Genomic DNA, 17,379 nt, shown 5'->3' on the forward strand with positions numbered 1-17,379 from the left:
CACCTTTTGGCGTGCAAAATACGGTCTTTTGGGAAACAAAAGGTGGCCTTTTGCTAACGCATTGAATATCAGGTGTTTGCAAAACGACAGCCAAACCCTTTCCAGGCCGTGCCAAACGGCCGTTAATCGAGTCATGAAAACATTATAAACCAACAATTATGAATAAAGTAAAACAAATGGCAATGACCACCGTTATGTGTGCCGGGGCGATAGCTTTGGCCGTCGGGCAGACTGCGCCGGCTATCCCGTCAGACCCCGTTATAGAAGCGAACATTCAGCAATGGCTCAAGAAAATGACCCTTGAAGAGAAAATAGGGCAGATGTGCGAGATAACCATTGACGTGGTGACCGACTTCGAGAAGAGCCGCGACGGGTTTACCCTTAGCGAGGCAATGCTCGACACTGTAATCGGCAAATACAAGGTAGGCTCGCTCCTGAACGTGCCCCTGAGCGTGGCGCAGAAGAAGGAAGTGTGGGCGAAAGCCATCCGGCAGATACAGGAGAAGTCGATTAAGGAAATCGGAATACCCTGCATTTACGGCGTTGACGAAATCCACGGCACCACATATACGCTTGACGGCACCCTCTTTCCGCAGGGCGTCAACATGGGCGCTACGTTCAACCGGACTCTCGTAAGGCGAGGAGCCGAGATCTCGGCGTACGAGACCAAGGCCAGCTGCGTGCCCTGGACGTATGCTCCCGTGGTAGACCTCGGGCGCGATCCACGCTGGCCCCGCATGTGGGAAAACTATGGCGAGGACGCTTATCTTAACACCGTAATGGGCGTTGAGGCCGTGCTCGGATTCCAGGGCAGCGACCCCAACCACATCGGCCGGTACAATGTTGCCGCCTGCGTGAAGCACTACATGGGCTACGGAGTGCCCGTATCGGGCAAGGACCGCACGCCGTCGGCCATACCGAGAAGCGAACTTCGCGAGAAGCATTTTGCCCCTTACCTGGCCGCGATACGTGCGGGGGCGTTGAGCGTGATGGTCAATTCGGCAGTAGACAACGGCATGCCGTTCCACGCCAACAAGGAACTGCTGACTGATTGGCTCAAGCGTGACCTCAACTGGGACGGTCTTATAGTGACCGACTGGGCCGACATCAACAACCTCTGCACCCGTGACCACATAGCCGCGACCAAGAAAGAGGCCATCAAGATAGCCATCAACGCCGGCATTGACATGTCGATGGTGCCTTACGAAACGAGCTTCTGCACGTACTTGAAGGAGCTGGTGGAGGAGGGCGAGGTGCCAAAGAGCAGGATAGACGACGCCGTAGCCCGTGTGCTTCGCCTGAAATACCGCCTCGGATTGTTCGATAATCCGTATTGGGACATCGCCGAATACGACAAGTTCGGTTCGCCCGAGCATGCCGACGGGGCCCTGTGCGCCGCCGAGGAGAGCGAGGTTCTGCTGAAGAACGACGGCAACCTGCTGCCCTTGAAACAAGGAACCAAGATTCTGCTTGCCGGCCCTAACGCCAACTTAATGCGCTGTCTTAACGGCGGATGGTCGTATTCGTGGCAGGGACACCGCGCCGACGAGTTTGCCGGAGCGTACAATACGATATACGAAGCGTTGTGCAACAAATTCGGAAAGGACAACATCACGTACGAGCCGGGCGTTACTTACGCGCCGTATAAGAACGACAACTGGTGGGAGGAGAACCCCGTTGAGATAGAAAAGGCCGTGGCCGCTGCCGCCAACGCCGACGTTATAATAGCCTGCATCGGTGAAAACTCGTATTGCGAGACGCCCGGCAACCTTAACGACCTGACCCTCTCGGCCAACCAGCGCAACCTTGTGAAGGCGCTCGCTGCCACCGGCAAGCCTGTAATCCTTGTTTTGAACGAAGGCCGTCCGCGCATTATCAATGACATAGAACCGCTTGCCAAGGCCGTGGTTCATGTTATGCTGCCCGGCAACTATGGCGGTGACGCACTTGCAAACCTGCTCGCCGGAGACGTTAATTTCAGCGGAAAGCTGCCTTATACGTATCCGAAGTACATCAATTCGCTTGCCACTTACGACTACAAACCTTGTGAAAACGTAGGTCAGATGGCCGGAAACTATAACTATGATGCCGTCATGGACGTGCAATGGCCGTTCGGTTTCGGCCTCAGTTACACGTCGTATGCCTACTCAAACCTCAAGGTCGACAAGTCTTCTTTTGCTCCGGGTGACGTTATAACCGTGTCGGTCGACGTGACAAATACCGGCAGTGTAGAAGGCAAGGAGAGCGTGTTGCTGTATTCGAGCGACCTTGTGGCAAGCTCAACGCCGGACATCAAGCGGCTTCGTGGCTTCGACAAGATAAGCCTTAAACCGGGAGAGACAAAGACGGTAACGCTGAAACTTGCTGCCGACGACCTTGCTTTCGTTGGCTATGACGGCCTTTGGCGCCTGGAAAAGGGCGACTTCGTGCTGGCATGTGGCGGCAAAACCGTTACCGTAACGTGTACTGATACAAAGGTGTGGAATACGCCTAACCGATGAAAAAAAGGTCGTGCAACGGTTGACTGTCCGTTACACGACCTGTTTCTTTTATATTGTTGTGTCTGGTCTTGCTGTCTAAGTATGGCGGCTTAGCGGTTGAAACGTGCGCCATACATTACGTTCGCGCTCCACGCAAGATTCTTCCTGAAACTGCGGAGCAAGCTTTTTACATTCTTTTTCATAATACCTATTGTTTTTGTTATCCTAAGAAATACTGCCCTTGCGAGCCAATCCTTTTACTTGTTATCCGTTGTTTTCGAGTGCAAAAATACAACCGTTCCGCTAATGTTACGCCATTTTGGCACATGATATTTTTGTTGGAGCCCACTTTTTTGACATGGGTCAAAAGCTGCCGAGTTTCCTGTTAGCCATCCTGATCAGGTTTGTCGTTGTAGTGTCGGTGCTGAACACGGAGTTAAGTCCTTGTGCCTCTTGTGCCGGGTCGCCGGTATAGTCGTCGCCGGGTTGCCAGTAGTCGTGCCCTACGGGAAGGCTGGCCGTGCCGCCCCACCCCCAGAAGTTGCATCCTGCAAGCAGTCCGCCGTTGCGCGCGTTGCCTTCTACGAGGCTGAATATATATTCGTAATAGCTGTCACGCGCCGTCGTTGCGGCGTCTTTGGTGAACCTGAATCCGTCGCGCGGATAGCCGAATTCCTCAAGCACGAGCGGCTTGCAGTATTTGCGGGCTATGTCAAGATGGTTGTCGATATATTCCTTTGTGGCTTCTTTGGCATGCTTGAGATTGTCCGTCAGCTTGTCTTGCGGCGCCCATCCCCAGTTGTACGGCCAGATGTGTATGTTCATGTAGTCGACATGCGGGCAGGCATGTATGCGCTCGAACAGGGCCATGTCCTCCTCGCAACCGTGTTGCCCCTCGCTGCCTGTCGACACAAGCTGCCGCGGGGCGAGCGAGTCTATCAGTGCTGCGGCCTCTTCCATCCATTCGGCGAAAGCCTCCTTGCCGTCAGTTGAGAATGCCCTTGGCTCATTGCCTATTTGCCATGACATGATGGTCGGGTCGTCGGCATAGCGTATTCCGGTGTACCTGTTCGTGCGTGAGATGATGTCGCGTACGTAGCCGGCAAATAGTTGTTTTGCCTTCGGCGACTTGGGAAACTGGCTTACGAAGTCCATGAAGGCGGGGTAGCCGTCCTTAGCCGGTACGGGAGCTTTGCCGTGGCCGGCCCATTCGAGGTATTGGCCGTAGCCGCCGCTCCATTCCCATGAGTTGTTGAGGTATAGCACGGCTACCATGTCCCTTTTCCTCATTTCCGCCAGCAGGTAGTCGAGGCCGGCAAGGATAGTGTCGTTATATTCGCGCGGAGCGGTCTGTAGCGTAGGCTCAACCTTGGTTGGCACGCCGCGCTTTCCGTCAGAGCCTACCAGAATGCGCAGGTTGTCAACTCCGATGGCTTTCAGTGAGTCGAGTTCCTGCTTCAGTCGCCGCCGGTTGCCGCCCGTTCCTTCGGACGCGAGGATGGCTCCGTACCAGAAGTTGGCGCCTATGTAATAGTACGGTTTGCCGTTGCGGACAAACTGTCCGCCGCTTACGCTGATGAAATTGTCATTACTTGCCGTGTGGCTTGTTTGCGCATTGCCCTGTGTCGTGCCGAGGGCAAGCGCGATAAGTGCTGATAATAGTTTCTTCATGATTATTGTCTTTCGGTTTTTCCGGTGTGGCAAAGTTACGTTATTAATGTCTTATCATATAGCACAATTTTGCCGGATGCTGGTACTATGTTGACGGCTTGTTGCATGTAGGGCGCCGTGCGTGATTGTGCAACAGATTCGGCTATAATGTAAAAGGCCGTCTTTCGCATTATGAAAGACGGCCTTTCAGGCGTTAATAGGCGGCCTTTTGCATTGCGAAAGACGGCCTTTTGCGTCGGCGCTTTATGTCGCGCGGTTTTCAACAGGCTACGGGGTGCCTGCCGCTAAGCGCCATGCGTGTATTCGGTCAGATGTTGAACAACTCGGTGGAGAGGTATCTCTCGCCCGTGTCGGGCAGGAGCGTAACTATTCGCTTGCCGCTGTATTCAGGGCGCTTGGCTACCGCAAGTGCCGCCGCAAGTGCCGCTCCTGACGATATTCCTACGAGCAGTCCCTCGTTGCTGGCAGTGAGGCGTGCCGTGCGCATTGCCTCGGCGTCGGTTACGGTCACTACTTCGTCAACTACTCCGGCGTCGTATGTCTTAGGTATGAAGTTCGCACCGATACCCTGAATCTTGTGTGGGCCGCTGTGCCCGGCCGACAGCAAAGGCGACGATGCCGGCTCAACGGCTATTATCTTGATGTCGTGGTTGTATTCCTTGAGGCGTCGGCCCGTGCCCGATATTGTGCCTCCGGTGCCTACGCAGGCAACGAAAGCGTCTATATTTCCGTCAGTCTGTTCCCAAATCTCGCGTCCCGTGGTGTCGTAGTGGCACTGAGGATTGGCCTGGTTGTCAAACTGTCCGAGAATAACCGAGCCCGGAATGGAGCGTTGCAGGCTCTCGGCTGCCTTTACGGCTCCGCCCATACCCTCGGCCGCCGGCGTAAGTCGGACCTCCGCTCCGTATGCGGCCACGAGCTTACGGCGCTCAATGCTCATTGTTTCGGGCATTGTCAGTATCAGTTTATATCCCTTGACGGCGGCCACGAGGGCAAGTCCTATGCCCGTGTTGCCGCTCGTAGGCTCGATTATCGTGGCTCCCGGCGTGAGCAGTCCGCGGCGTTCGGCATCGTTGACGAGAGCCAGTGCCACGCGGTCTTTTACGCTACCACCGGGGTTGAAGAACTCTACTTTTGCCATGACAGGCGTGCTTACGCCTTCATGTGACGACAAACGACCCAGCTCTACGAGCGGGGTGTTGCCGATGAATGAAAGAATATTTTTGCTTTGCATGATGGAAGTTATTAAATTAAGAATTAAGAGTTAAGAATTAAGAAAATATGCCTTGTGGTGACATAGCTGAGGCCTAATAAGCCGAATGGGATAAATAAGCCATATAAAAGAGGAATACATATTTTCTTAATTCTTAATTCTTAACTCTTAATTTTTCATTTCTTTCTCCATGTCCCGACGTGACTTGGAATGGGTTACGAGCCATACGCCAAGGCACACGAGTATGACGGCAAGTCCTTGTGACGGCTTGAACACGCCTATTCCCGTAAGAACGCTCACCGTGACTGACACGAGCGGCTGCACGTAATTGTATATGCTGACTACGGTAGGACGGAGTGTCTGCTGGCCAACCATCATCAGGATGTAGCTTACGTATGTTCCGAAGAATACAACGAAGCCTGTCTCGAGCCATGTTGATACAGGTATGGCCGAGTAATCAATGGACGACACGCGGCCGAAGGTGAACGGCAGTATGAAAACAGACGCGTAGGTGAACATCCACTTGTTGATTGTTATGACGGAATAGCGGCGTATGAGGTCGCGGAATATCGTAAGATAAAACGCGAACGACAGTTGCGCGCCGAGGCAGAGCAGGTCGCCGCGGATGTCGCCTACCTTCGAGCTCGTGGCGGCCGCGCTGGTGGCGATAAGTATTATGGCGCCGGCGCAGCCTATTGCTACGCCTCCTGCCTTCTTGCCGGTTATGGGCTCTTTCAGTATTAAGGCTGCAAGGAGCATGGCGAAGATTGGCATTGATGTGGTCACGATACTTGCGTTGACGGGTGAAGTTATGCTAAGGCCGATGGTATAGCAGCACTGGTTGAACACAAGGCCGAGCAAGGCGGCGCCTATAAGCATGAGCAGGTCGCGCTTTGGAACGTGCTCTTTTTTGACAAACAGCGACGTGAGCCAGAATAGCACGGCACCGCCCGTGACGCGGAACGTCACTACGTCAATACCGGTAAAACCGTGGGTCATGGCATCTTTGCCCAGAGGCGCCATTAACCCCCAGAACGCACAAGCCAAGAACATGCACAAGTGCGCGATTAGCGGACGATTGTTAGTCATGAAAATATAAGTTTATTATTATTTTGCGTGCAAAGGTACACAATTCAAAATAAAATGACTATATTTGCCATGAATAAGTAAGGATAAAATCAATATTATGCAAAAATACGCCGACTACATAAAAGAAATAGAGATAGACTCCCTTTGGAGCGGCCGCCGACACGTTGTATGGAAGCTCGACAGACGCGTGAACATACTGAGCGGAATCAACGGCGTAGGCAAAAGTACCATTATAAATAAGGTGGTGAAGAGCGTGGGTCCCAACGGCGACATAACCAACCATCTTATGAAAGGTGTACACATAACCGTATGCCCGGAAGATGCGGGCTTTATACGTTATGACGTAATACGCTCTTTCGACCGCCCCCTGCTTAATGCTGACGTAATAGGCGAGATGGGGGCGAATCTTGCCACGGAGCTTGACTGGCAGTTGTTCAAGTTGCAAAGGAAATACCTTGATTACCAGGTGAACATCGGCAACCGTATAATTGCCGTATTGCAGAGCGGACAGCCCGACGCGGCGATAATGGCGCAGCGCATATCGGAGCCTAAAAAGAAATTCCAGGACCTGATTGACGACCTGTTCTCGGATACCGGAAAGACAATAATACGTACCGAGAACGAAATCAAGTTCTCGCAGATAGGCGAGGCCTTGTATCCTTACCAGTTGTCGAGCGGAGAGAAACAGATGTTGGCCATATTGCTGACGGTGCTCATCGAGGACAACCAACCTTACGTGTTGTTCATGGACGAGCCCGAGGTAAGCCTGCACATCGAATGGCAGAAACGGCTTATCGACCTTATACTCGAACTGAACGACAATGTACAGATAATACTAACGACACATTCGCCTGCCGTGGTGATGAACGGATGGATAGACAAGATTACCGAGGTCAGCGACATAACGGACAATGAGTAGCTCTAAACGTCTTGGAAACAATATTACTTCAGCGTATTTCAGCGCTGCCAACAGCCTGAAGCCGAAGAACGCCCGGCGCAAGATAGTTGCTTACGTCGAGAGTTACGATGACGTGTTGTTCTGGAGGACGCTGCTCGGCAATTATGAGGACGACACGAGGTATTTTGAGGTAATGCTGCCGTCGCACAGCACTCTGGAGCGCGGCAAACGTTCAGTGCTGATGAATCTGCTGTACGGCAACGTCGGACAGGATATGATAGCGTGTGTCGATGCCGACTATGACTACCTTATTCAGGGAGCTACGCAGACGTCAAAGGAAATAATCTCCAATCCGTATGTTTTCCATACCTATGCCTACGCGATAGAGAACTTGCAGTGTTATGCCCCGTCGTTGCATAATGTATGCGTCATGGTGACGCTTAACGACCATGCCGTGTTCGACTTCCAGACTTTTATGAGGCAGTTCAGTGAAGCTATTTTCCCGCTGTTTGTATGGTCAATCTGGCATTACCGCAGGAACATATACGGGCAGTTTACCATCACAGACTTCAACAAGGTGGTGGAGATAGGCGGTTTTAACGTGTATTCTCCCGAAATTGCAATTACCAACATAAGGAATAAAGTGTGGAAGAAAACCAACTGGCTGCGCAAGAAACATCCTGACGCCAAGGATTCGTACTTGGCCCTTAAACGTGAACTTATAGAGCTTGGGGTAACTCCCGGGACTACTTATCTTTATATTCAGGGACACCACTTGTTCGATAAGGTCGTCATGCCGCTAATGACCAAGGTCTGTGGAATACTGATACGCGAGCGCGAATCGGAAATACGCCATCAGGCAGTGCATTCCACGCAAATGCGCAATGAGCTGTCCTGCTATTCGCACAGTGTGCAGGATATCGAGCAGATGTTGAAGAAAAACATGGGATATGTCATGTCGGAACCTTTCCGCAGGACGCAAAAGGACATAGAACGTTTCCTTGGAATCAAGGAGCGGGAAACTAATGGCGAGTGAGCGCGGCATGTGCGGCGTTCGTAATATGCCGTCTTTTATCGTGTGAAAGACGGCTTTTTGCAGTGTGTTTGACGGTCAATTACGGCGCGATAGGCCGTCGGTTATAATCAGGACACTTGTTTTTATCCGTTTATCAGCCTGTACAGTGGTTAAAATGTATTTGGCTTGTTGTTGCCTGTCGGCGGCTGCCGGGCATGCGTAAACATGCCAGCCATATGCCGGCGGGTTTGCCCCTGCATGGAGCCGGGGCATGTCCGCTGACATAGGGCTGACACATTTAAAGAATGTCTGTCAGCATGTAATCGCCTTGTTTTCAGTAAGATACATGCAAAACTGACAGAAAATGGTACAACGACAGACTTTTTGCGCCTGTTGGTTATTGTTTGTTGACGTTGCTGTTTACACGTAAGTCTCGAGAAACTTGATTTCTCCGTTCACGTTCAGTGTCTTTGTCGTTGCAGGTACGAGCATGGTCTCGCCTCCACGTAATGTAGTGGCGTTACCCTCGTTGTCGGTGAAAGTAGCCTCTCCCTTCAGCCCGATGATTATCACGAAGCTGTCAAGTTCGCTGTAGTCGAGGGTCATCGGCTCGTCAAGGTCGTATACGGCAGTGTTGAAGTACCTGCATTGTACGAGCGACACGCCTTGGTTTTTTGCCGGTACATATTCCGTCCTGTAATCTTCCTGCACGTTGTAGTCAATGCATTCGGCCGCCTGCCTGGTGTGCAGTTCGCGCAGGTTGCCGTTCTTGTCACGACGGTTAAAGTCGTAAATTCTGTACGTTGCGTCTGACGTTTGCTGTATTTCGGCGAGGAAGCAGCCCTTACCAATGCTATGGATTCTGCCCGCCGGTATGAAGAAACAGTCATCGGCCTTGACGGGAAACTCGGCAATGGCATCGCAAATGGTCGTGTCGGCAACCATTTCCTTATACTGTTCCGGCGTTATAGCCTGTTTTAGTCCGCAGCGCAATGTGGCGTACGGCTCTGAGTCCATAAGGTACCACATTTCCGTCTTGCCGTTTTTCATGCCTTGCTGCCTTGCCTTTTCGTCGTCTGGGTGTACCTGTATGGATAATGCCTGGCGTGCGTCAATGAATTTTATCAGTAGCGGAAAATCGTTGCCGAAGCGTTTGTAGTTTTCAGTTCCAACTAACCGGTCTTGCATTTCGGCCACCATTTCGGGCAATGTCTTTCCTTCGTAAGGGCCGTTGGCTATTATGCTTTCGTTGCCTTTTACGCCGGATATTTCCCAACTCTCGCCGATTTGTTCGTCATCATGTCCTTCAACACGCTTGAACTTGGCGATTTTATTGCCTCCCCAAATAGTCTGTTTGAGGATAGGCTTGAATTTTACAGGTTGCATATTAGTTTAATTTTTTTAATTGAAGTGTGGCTTAAAGCCTATTATCTTATCAGTTCTCTTTCCAGAAAGCTTTTGTGAACAGCACTATTACGCTGAAAAACTCAAGTCGCCCCATCAGCATCAGCATGGAGCAAATCCATTTGCCGATGTCCGGCAATGAGCTCCACGACATCGTCGGCCCAATCTCGAGGCCCAACGTAGGCCCTACATTGCTTGCGCTGCTTATTGCAATTGTCATTGAGTTTGTGCTGTCGACGCCGAGTAGCGTGAACGTAAAGTACGAGAAAAATACGGCTGCTATGTATAATGTGAAGAATACAAGAAGTGTCGGAACAGACTGGTTGGGCACGATGTTGCCGTTTATTTTGACCGGGAGCACGGCCCTCGGGTGCAGCAGCCGCTTGAATTCGTTGCGTATAATCCTGAACAGTATGGCGCATCTTATACATTTTATTCCTCCGCTTGTACTTCCTGCGCAGGCTCCGAACACCATGCACAGGCTGAGGATAATCCACGTTATATGCGGCCATTTTGCTGCATCGTCGTTGAAAATACCGGTTGTGGTGATAAATGCCGCTACCTGGAATAATGAGTTACGCAAGGCTTTGGATATGCTGTAATCGTTGTGCGTGATGAGGAAATACATTATCGTAGCGGTGGAAAGGAGTACTACGAGCATGTAAAACCTGAATTCTGCGTCCTTGAAGAACTCCTTTATCCTTCCTTTTATTACGACAAGGTAGAGCAGGCTGAAGTTGGCTCCTGAAAGAAGCATGAACACTATTGACGTATAGTCTATCGCAGCGGAGTTGAAGTAAGCAGTACTTTCATTGTGGGTGGCAAAGCCTCCTGTGGCGATTATCGACATTGCGTAGTTTACGCTGTCGAAAAGTCCCATCCCGAAAATGTAAAAAAACGCGGCACAGCTTATCGAAAGCACGATATACACGGCCCATATCGTCTTTGCGCTGGTGCTTAGACGGGGATGCAGCTTCGATTTTATCGGGCCGGTTGACTCTGCGGAGAAAACCTTGACGCTTCCCCCTACAAGCGAGGGTAGTATGGCTATGGTGAAGAATACGATACCAAGACCGCCAATCCAGTGTGTCAGTGAGCGCCAGAACAGCAGGCCATGCGGCAACGCCTCGACATCATCTATTATCGTGGCTCCGGTCGTAGTGAAGCCCGACATTGTCTCGAAGAAAGCATCCGTATAGCTTGTGAGGTATCCGCTGATTACGAACGGCAGCGCGCCGAGCCCACTGAAGATGATCCATATAAGTGTTACAAGCAGGTATGCCTCGCGCCGCCCCATGCTGTTTTCGGCTCCGTAGCCCTTGTATTTCAGGCCGATGGCCGCAAGTACCGTGATGGTTATCGTTATGAGGAACGCGGGAATGTCGTCTTCCTTGTAATAAACTGATACAAGCAGGCATGACAACATCATTATTGCCTCGATGAAAAGAAGCGAGCCTATTACCTTGTATACAAGCTTAGCGTTAATCATGTTCGTGGCTTAATTGAAGAATTTTTCTATCTTTGACATGTTTATGTTGTGACAGAATACCACAACTATATCACCAGCTTCAATCTGCGAACCTCCTGATACGAGGTGTCCTTCGCCGTTACGGACAAGCCCTCCGATTGTTGTACCGTGGGGAAGACCGAGCTCATACACTTTTTTCTTTGTCACTTTCGAGCCCTCCTGTGCAGTGAACTCGGCCACGTCGGCATTAGCAGTCATAAGGAATCGTGTGTTCTTGACATCGGAATCGAGCATCATCTGGTATATATGACTGGCCGCGATGGCTTTTTTGTTGATGATGGTGCCGATGTCAAGGCTCTCGGCCATCTTTACGTAGTCTATATTTTCGACCATGGCTATGGTCTTGCGCACGCCGAGCCGTTTTGCCGTAAGGCACGCCAGGATGTTTGTTTCGGCATTGCCTGTCAGTGCAACGAAAGCCTGGGTGTTCTTCACTCCCTCCTCGATGAGTAACGGGATGTCGCGGCCGTCACCGTTGATTACCATTACCTTGTCAGTGTCAATAAGCTCGTTGATTTGTTCGCAGCGCCTTTCGTCGTCTTCGAGGATTTTCGCGTTCATGTATTCCGGCATCATCTGTACCGCCCTTATGGCAGTGTTGCCACCTCCCATTACCATAACGTTCTTCACGTCAACGTAATGTTCCTTTCCAACAATTTTCCTTATGTATGGAATATAGTTACGGGTGGTCATGAAATAAGCCATGTCGTATATTTTCAATACATCGTCTCCTCGTGGTATTATAGTTTCGTCACCCCGCTTTACTGCAACGATATGGTATGGAGATTCAGGCTTGCAGAGGTCTTTCAGAGGCTCGTTCAGTATTTCGCATGTTTCCCTCAACTTTATACCGAGCATTACCAAAGCTCCGTTATGCACGTCCCATCGTTGCCTTACCCAGCTCATTTTCAGCCCGTTAACGATGTCGTATGCCGCAAGGTTCTCCGGATAGATAAGCGAGTCAATGCCAACCTTGCCGAACAAGTTTTTCAGTTCCGGTTCCATGAACTCGTAGTTGTTGACCTTTGCCACTGTTTTCTTTGCTCCGAGAGCTTTGGCCATGATACAGCTGTTCATGTTCATGTTTTCGTCAGGTGTCACTCCGATATACAAGTCGGCATTGCCGGTACCGGCGTTTTTCAGCGCCTTGACGCTTGAAGGCGACGCATGTACCGTCATTAGGTCGTAGTCACCGGTTACATTGTTAAGGCGTTCTTCGTCTTCGTCAATCAGGACAATATCCTGATCGTTGCGCGACAACAGTTTAGCCAAGTGGGTTCCTATGGCGTAAGCGCCTGCAATGATTATTTTCATTTCCTTATCTTATATGTTATTTAAAGTCTTGGGCGGAGTTTAGGATTCGTGTACCTCAAGAATTGCTGAGGCAATAGCGTCAGCGTCAGTGCCTGTTATGTGGCGTAATTCGTCAACAGTGCCATGTTCTACGAACATGTCCGGCAGTCCGATGCGTATCATCCTGCATTGGTGTCCGTGGTCGGCCATCCATTCAAGCACTGCCGAACCGAATCCGCCGGCACGTACTCCGTCCTCAACAGTCACTATCTTATGGAATTTGCGGCCTATCTCTTCGAGCAACTTTTCGTCCATGGGCTTTATGAAGCGCATGTCGTAATGCGCTATGCTAATCCGTCCGTCAGTGTCTTTTTCGACCTTGGCTATTGCCTTGGCGGCGATGTTGCCTATAGGCCCCACGGTCAAGACAGCTACGTCATTGCCGTCTTTCAATCTGCGGCCGGTGCCTACTTTTATTTCCTCGAATTTGTTACGCCAGTCCACAAGCACTCCGTGTCCGCGCGGATATCTTATTACGAACGGGCCTTTACCTTCGAGTTGTGCCGTGTACATGAGGTTGCGCAACTCGTGTTCGTCCATAGGAGAGGCGATGGTAAGGTTGGGTATGGGGCGTAGCGCTGCTATGTCGAAAGCTCCGTGGTGTGTCGCCCCGTCTTCGCCTACAAGTCCGGCACGGTCAAGACAGAGCACTACGGGCAGCCGCAGGATGGCCACGTCGTGTATTATATTGTCGTACGAGCGTTGTGCGAACGAGCTGTATATGTTGCAGAAAGGCAGCAGTCCGTCTTTTGCCATGCCTGCCGCGAAGGTCACGGCGTGGCCTTCGGCTATGCCGACGTCAAACGTGCGGTTGGGCATTGCCTTCATCATTATGTTCATCGAGCAGCCCGTAGGCATGGCCGGTGTCACTCCTACTATGCGCGAATTGGTCTTTGCAAGCTCTAAAAGAGTCTCGCCGAACACGGTCTGGAACTTCGGCGGAATGCCAGTCTCGTCAGTTTCGATACGTTTTTCCGCGTCGATATTGAAACAACCGGGGGCGTGCCACGTAGTAGGGTCTTTCTCCGCGGGGGCGTATCCGTGTCCTTTTATCGTGTGCAGGTGCAGCAGTTTAGGCCCTTTCATCTCCTTCAGCTGCCGCAACACGCGCACGAGCTCTATGACGTTGTGCCCATCAAACGGGCCGAAATACCTGATGTTAAGTCCCTCGAAGATGTTTTGCTGGTGGCTTATGGCCGACTTTAGCGCATTGTTCAGGCGTATTATGCCTTTGCGGCGGTCGTCATTCAGGTATCCTTTAGAATTCAGCCATTTCGAAGCCTTGAATCTCACACGGTTGTACGTCTCGTTGGTGTTGAGCTTGATGAGCGACTGTTTCAGTCCGCCCACACTTCGGTCAATGCTCATGTTGTTGTCATTGAGCACTATGAGCATGTCGTTCGGCGTGGTTGATACGTTGTTGAGGCCCTCGAAAGCCAGGCCTCCGCTCATGGCGCCGTCTCCTATTATCGCTATGACATGCCTGTCGTCATGTCCGGTTTTCTTCGCGGCCACGGCCATGCCTAGTGCCGCCGATATTGAGTTTGACGCATGTCCGCACACGAACGAGTCGTATTCGCTTTCAAATGGTGACGGGAATGGTCTTATTCCGTGCAGTTTCCTGTTGGTGCAGAAACTGTCTTTGCGCCCCGTGAGAATCTTGTGTCCGTAAGCCTGGTGGCCCACGTCCCAAACCAGTCTGTCGTAGGGCGTATTGTAGACGTAGTGCAGTGCAACGGTAAGTTCTATAGCCCCGATACTTGACGCAAGATGGCCGGGATTCACTGACAGCTCTTTAAGAATGTCGTTGCGCAGTTCCTTGCATAGTTGCGGTAGCTGCTCCACTTTCAGCTTTCTCAGGTCGTCAGGGTATTTTATGGTATTAAGAAGTGTAAAATCGTTAGTTCCTGCTGCCATTACATTAATTTATATGAATGCAAAGTTAATGTAAACAAAGGTAAGAACAAAATAAATTCTGTTATTTTTTATATTCGTGTCGGCCGTGTTTCTTTCTTGTTATCGTGCTTTTGCTTGCAAAATGATTGTCTTGGCGGCAGTTTTTTCAATAAAAAAGATTAATTTTGCCAACAAGAAACATTTTTTATCATTATGACGACAACCAAGACTTTAATTACCGCAGGCATGATGATGGCCGCCTTTATGTTGCCGGCCAATGCCCAAGACAGTAATGGGGGCATATCTAAGGATATGCTACGTGTTATCCAACAGTCACAGCAACGCACTCCGGCCGACAAGGCCCTGTTTAACGCCTTGGCCGCAAACAGCATTGATGCTTTGGCCGCCAACCATGCCAACAAGGGTTCACTGGACACCTATTTCAGCATTGAGACACCCTCGCAGAGCATTACCGACCAGAAGCAGAGCGGCCGTTGCTGGATGTTCAGCGGTTTCAATGTGTTGCGCTCGGAGTTTGCTGAACGTACAGACTCGCTTACCGTTAACCTGTCGCACGACTATCTGTTCTTCTGGGACCAGCTCGAGAAAGCCAACCTCTTCCTTCAGGGTGTTATTGATTGCGCCGACAAACCCATTGACGACGAACGTGTGCGCTTCTTCTTCAAGAGCCCAATCAACGACGGAGGCACTTATTGCGGTGTAGCCGACCTTGTGGCCAAGTATGGTCTGGTGCCTGCCGAGATAATGCCCGAGACTTATTCGAGCGACAATACGTCAAAGGTGGCAAGCCTGCTCAAGTCAAAGTTGCGTGAGTATGGTCTCCAGCTTCGGGATATGGTGGCAAAGGGCAAGAGCAAGGCCGACATCAAGGCCGAGAAGACAAAAATGCTTTCGACCGTGTACCGCATGCTTTCGCTCACGATGGGTGAGCCTCCTTCGGAGTTTACCTATGCTTTCAAGAACAAGCAGGGACGTACTGTTACCGAGCCGAAAAAATACAATCCCGTTACGTTTGCTGCCGAAATATTGGGTGAAAAGCCTGTTTATGGCTCGTTCATAATGGTGATGAATGACCCGCGCCGCGAGTATTACAAGACGTATGAGGTGGAGTATGACCGCCACACATACGACGGCACCAACTGGAAGTATCTCAACCTTCCGATGGAAGACATCGCCAAGTTGGCTATTGCCTCGCTGAAGGACGGTCGCAAGATGTACAGTTCATACGACGTAGGCAAGTTCCTTGACCGCAAGCGCGGCTATTGTGACGTTGAGAACTTCGACTACGGCACGCTCTTCGGCACTACTTTCGGCATGGATAAGGCGCAACGTATCATGACATACGACAGCGGAAGTACCCACGCCATGACCCTTACGGCGGTTGACCTTGACGCGGACGGCAAACCCGTTATGTGGAAAGTGGAGAACAGCTGGGGCCCGGATTACGGCCAGAAGGGTTGCCTTATCATGACCAACGAGTGGTTTAACGAATATATGTTCCGTCTCGTTGTCGACAAGAAGTACGTTCCCGCCGACATGCTAAAGCAATATGAGCAGAAACCTGTAATGGTAATGCCTGAAGATCCGTTGTTCCTGCCGGACGAATAAATTAAGAATTAAGAGTTAAGAATTAAGAAAATATGCCTCTTTTTGTATGTAGAAAAATAATTTGCGAGGCATATTTTCTTAATTCTTAACTCTTAATTCTTAATTATTTTATACCAAGTGGCTTATCAGCTCCTCACGGTCGCCGGGCAGGAGGTCGATTACCGGAATCTCGATCATGGTGTAGCAGCCGGGTTGCTGGCGCATTGAGGCGCGTGCCACGTTGACGAGAACCTGACCCGTAAGTGCTGGGTTGTTGATGCTCATGTTGAATTCGAGGCGCTGGTTCTGCGTCTTTCCGCTTACGCCTTTGCGCACGAGGTTCACTCCGTGGCCCATATCCTGTACTTCATCAACGCTCTTTACGGGGATAACGTAGGTCTCGTCGCTTGCGAAGTACGGGTCAGCCTTGATAGCCTTGGTCACTTCTTCAAGGCTTGCGCCTTCTTCCAGTTCTACGTAAACCATGCGGCGGTGTATGCCTTCACCTTTGGGGATGGTCATCGAGAGGGCGTTCTTCACACCTTCCTTAGAACGTACGCATACAGAGTGGCCCATACTCATACCCGGGCCGAAGTTTGTATAGCTCAGTCCTTTAGGCGCAAGACTCTGCATGAGGGTGCGCACCACGCTGTCCGAACCCGGGTCCCATCCTGCTGCAATCACCGCAACGCGTCCGTGCTCCTTGCATATCTTCATCAGGTTGGCGCGGTATTGGCGTATGTCCGTGTGTATGTCGAAGCTGTCAACGGTATTGATACCCAGCGGCAGAATCTTGCTTGCGTACTCTTCGCAGCTGCGTGTCGGTGTGGCGAGTATCGCCACGTCGACGTCTTTCAGTTCGGTTATGTCCTTTACGACGTCATACTGTGCCAGTTCGGCGGGCTTGTTGTCGGCGCCGTTGCGTCTTACGATACCTGCGATTTCAAAGTCTTCAGCTGCTTCGAGAGCCTCTACTGTGAATTTTCCTATGTTGCCGTAGCCCACTACGGCCGCTCTGATTTTCTTCATAATTGGTGTGTTTGTTTATCCTTACTTGTTTAATTTGTCTGCAAAATTACTGCAACTTAGTCAAAAATGCAAGACAAAAGCATGAAAAACGAGTGTTTGTAAACATTTCTTTTCTTTCTTTGTTATTTTGTTAATCCATGGATTGTGCGGTTCAAAGCGTTGTTTTCAATGTGCAGGTTTCGTGTTGCCTGTATT

General features: G+C 50.8%; 12 protein-coding genes. 4 read left to right on the plus strand and 8 right to left on the minus strand.

The genetic code is table 11. The features are described from left to right. Positions 1–176 precede the first annotated feature (176 nt). Positions 177–2,501: a glycoside hydrolase family 3 N-terminal domain-containing protein gene (locus H6A34_RS02240; RefSeq protein WP_239480729.1), complete on the plus strand. Its 2,325-nt coding sequence runs from the start codon at positions 177–179 to the stop codon at positions 2,499–2,501. Between the two features lie 342 nt (positions 2,502–2,843). On the opposite strand, the gene H6A34_RS02245 is transcribed toward H6A34_RS02240, so the two are convergent. From H6A34_RS02245 to H6A34_RS02255, 3 genes are all read right to left on the minus strand, one after another. Continuing rightward, positions 2,844–4,151: a glycoside hydrolase 5 family protein gene (locus H6A34_RS02245; protein ID WP_205103206.1), complete on the minus strand. Its 1,308-nt coding sequence runs from the start codon at positions 4,149–4,151 to the stop codon at positions 2,844–2,846. Positions 4,152–4,458: 307 nt separating this feature from the next. Beyond that, positions 4,459–5,385: a cysteine synthase A gene (gene cysK, locus H6A34_RS02250; RefSeq protein WP_205103208.1), complete on the minus strand. Its 927-nt coding sequence runs from the start codon at positions 5,383–5,385 to the stop codon at positions 4,459–4,461. A gap of 147 nt (positions 5,386–5,532) precedes the next feature. Then, positions 5,533–6,453, minus strand: coding sequence for a DMT family transporter (locus H6A34_RS02255; protein WP_205103210.1), 921 nt, complete (start codon positions 6,451–6,453; stop codon positions 5,533–5,535). Positions 6,454–6,550: 97 nt separating this feature from the next. Here H6A34_RS02255 and H6A34_RS02260 point away from each other — a divergent pair, with 97 nt between their 5' ends. Together H6A34_RS02260 and H6A34_RS02265 are read left to right on the plus strand one after the other, a co-directional pair. Next, a complete protein-coding gene (locus H6A34_RS02260; RefSeq protein ID WP_021949435.1) occupies positions 6,551–7,372 on the plus strand; it encodes an AAA family ATPase in 822 nt (273 codons plus the stop codon). Then, positions 7,365–8,387: a DUF4435 domain-containing protein gene (locus tag H6A34_RS02265; protein ID WP_021949434.1), complete on the plus strand. Its 1,023-nt coding sequence runs from the start codon at positions 7,365–7,367 to the stop codon at positions 8,385–8,387. The genes H6A34_RS02260 and H6A34_RS02265 overlap by 8 nt, the downstream gene beginning before the upstream one ends. Before the next feature lie 399 nt (positions 8,388–8,786). Here the strand turns inward: H6A34_RS02265 and H6A34_RS02270 are convergent, their stop codons facing one another. Genes H6A34_RS02270 through dxs form a run of 4 tightly spaced genes read right to left on the minus strand, consistent with a single transcriptional unit; the run spans position 8,787 to position 14,568 of the window. Further along, the gene (locus tag H6A34_RS02270; RefSeq protein WP_205103212.1) at positions 8,787–9,752 is read right to left on the minus strand and encodes a type I phosphomannose isomerase catalytic subunit; all 966 of its coding nucleotides are present in this window, start codon (positions 9,750–9,752) and stop codon (positions 8,787–8,789) included. 49 nt (positions 9,753–9,801) lie between these two features. Continuing rightward, positions 9,802–11,259, minus strand: coding sequence for a TrkH family potassium uptake protein (locus H6A34_RS02275; protein ID WP_021949432.1), 1,458 nt, complete (start codon positions 11,257–11,259; stop codon positions 9,802–9,804). Between the two features lie 9 nt (positions 11,260–11,268). After that, positions 11,269–12,612 carry a Trk system potassium transporter TrkA gene (trkA, locus tag H6A34_RS02280; RefSeq protein WP_205103214.1) on the minus strand — a complete coding sequence of 448 codons (1,344 nt, stop codon included), beginning with the start codon at positions 12,610–12,612 and terminating at the stop codon, positions 11,269–11,271. A 39-nt stretch (positions 12,613–12,651) separates the two neighbouring features. Continuing rightward, complete coding sequence (gene dxs / locus H6A34_RS02285; RefSeq protein ID WP_205103216.1) at positions 12,652–14,568, minus strand: 1-deoxy-D-xylulose-5-phosphate synthase; 1,917 nt, start codon at positions 14,566–14,568, stop codon at positions 12,652–12,654. Positions 14,569–14,760: 192 nt separating this feature from the next. Between dxs and H6A34_RS02290 the strand changes: the two genes are divergently transcribed. Next, complete coding sequence (locus H6A34_RS02290) at positions 14,761–16,176, plus strand: C1 family peptidase (RefSeq protein ID WP_420870794.1); 1,416 nt, start codon at positions 14,761–14,763, stop codon at positions 16,174–16,176. Positions 16,177–16,284: 108 nt separating this feature from the next. Here H6A34_RS02290 and H6A34_RS02295 read toward each other — a convergent pair whose 3' ends face one another. Continuing rightward, positions 16,285–17,184, minus strand: coding sequence for a diaminopimelate dehydrogenase (locus tag H6A34_RS02295; RefSeq protein WP_021949428.1), 900 nt, complete (start codon positions 17,182–17,184; stop codon positions 16,285–16,287). Positions 17,185–17,379: the final 195 nt, after the last annotated feature.

Source organism: Marseilla massiliensis (assembly GCF_016899855.1).
GTDB lineage: Bacteria > Bacteroidota > Bacteroidia > Bacteroidales > Bacteroidaceae > Prevotella.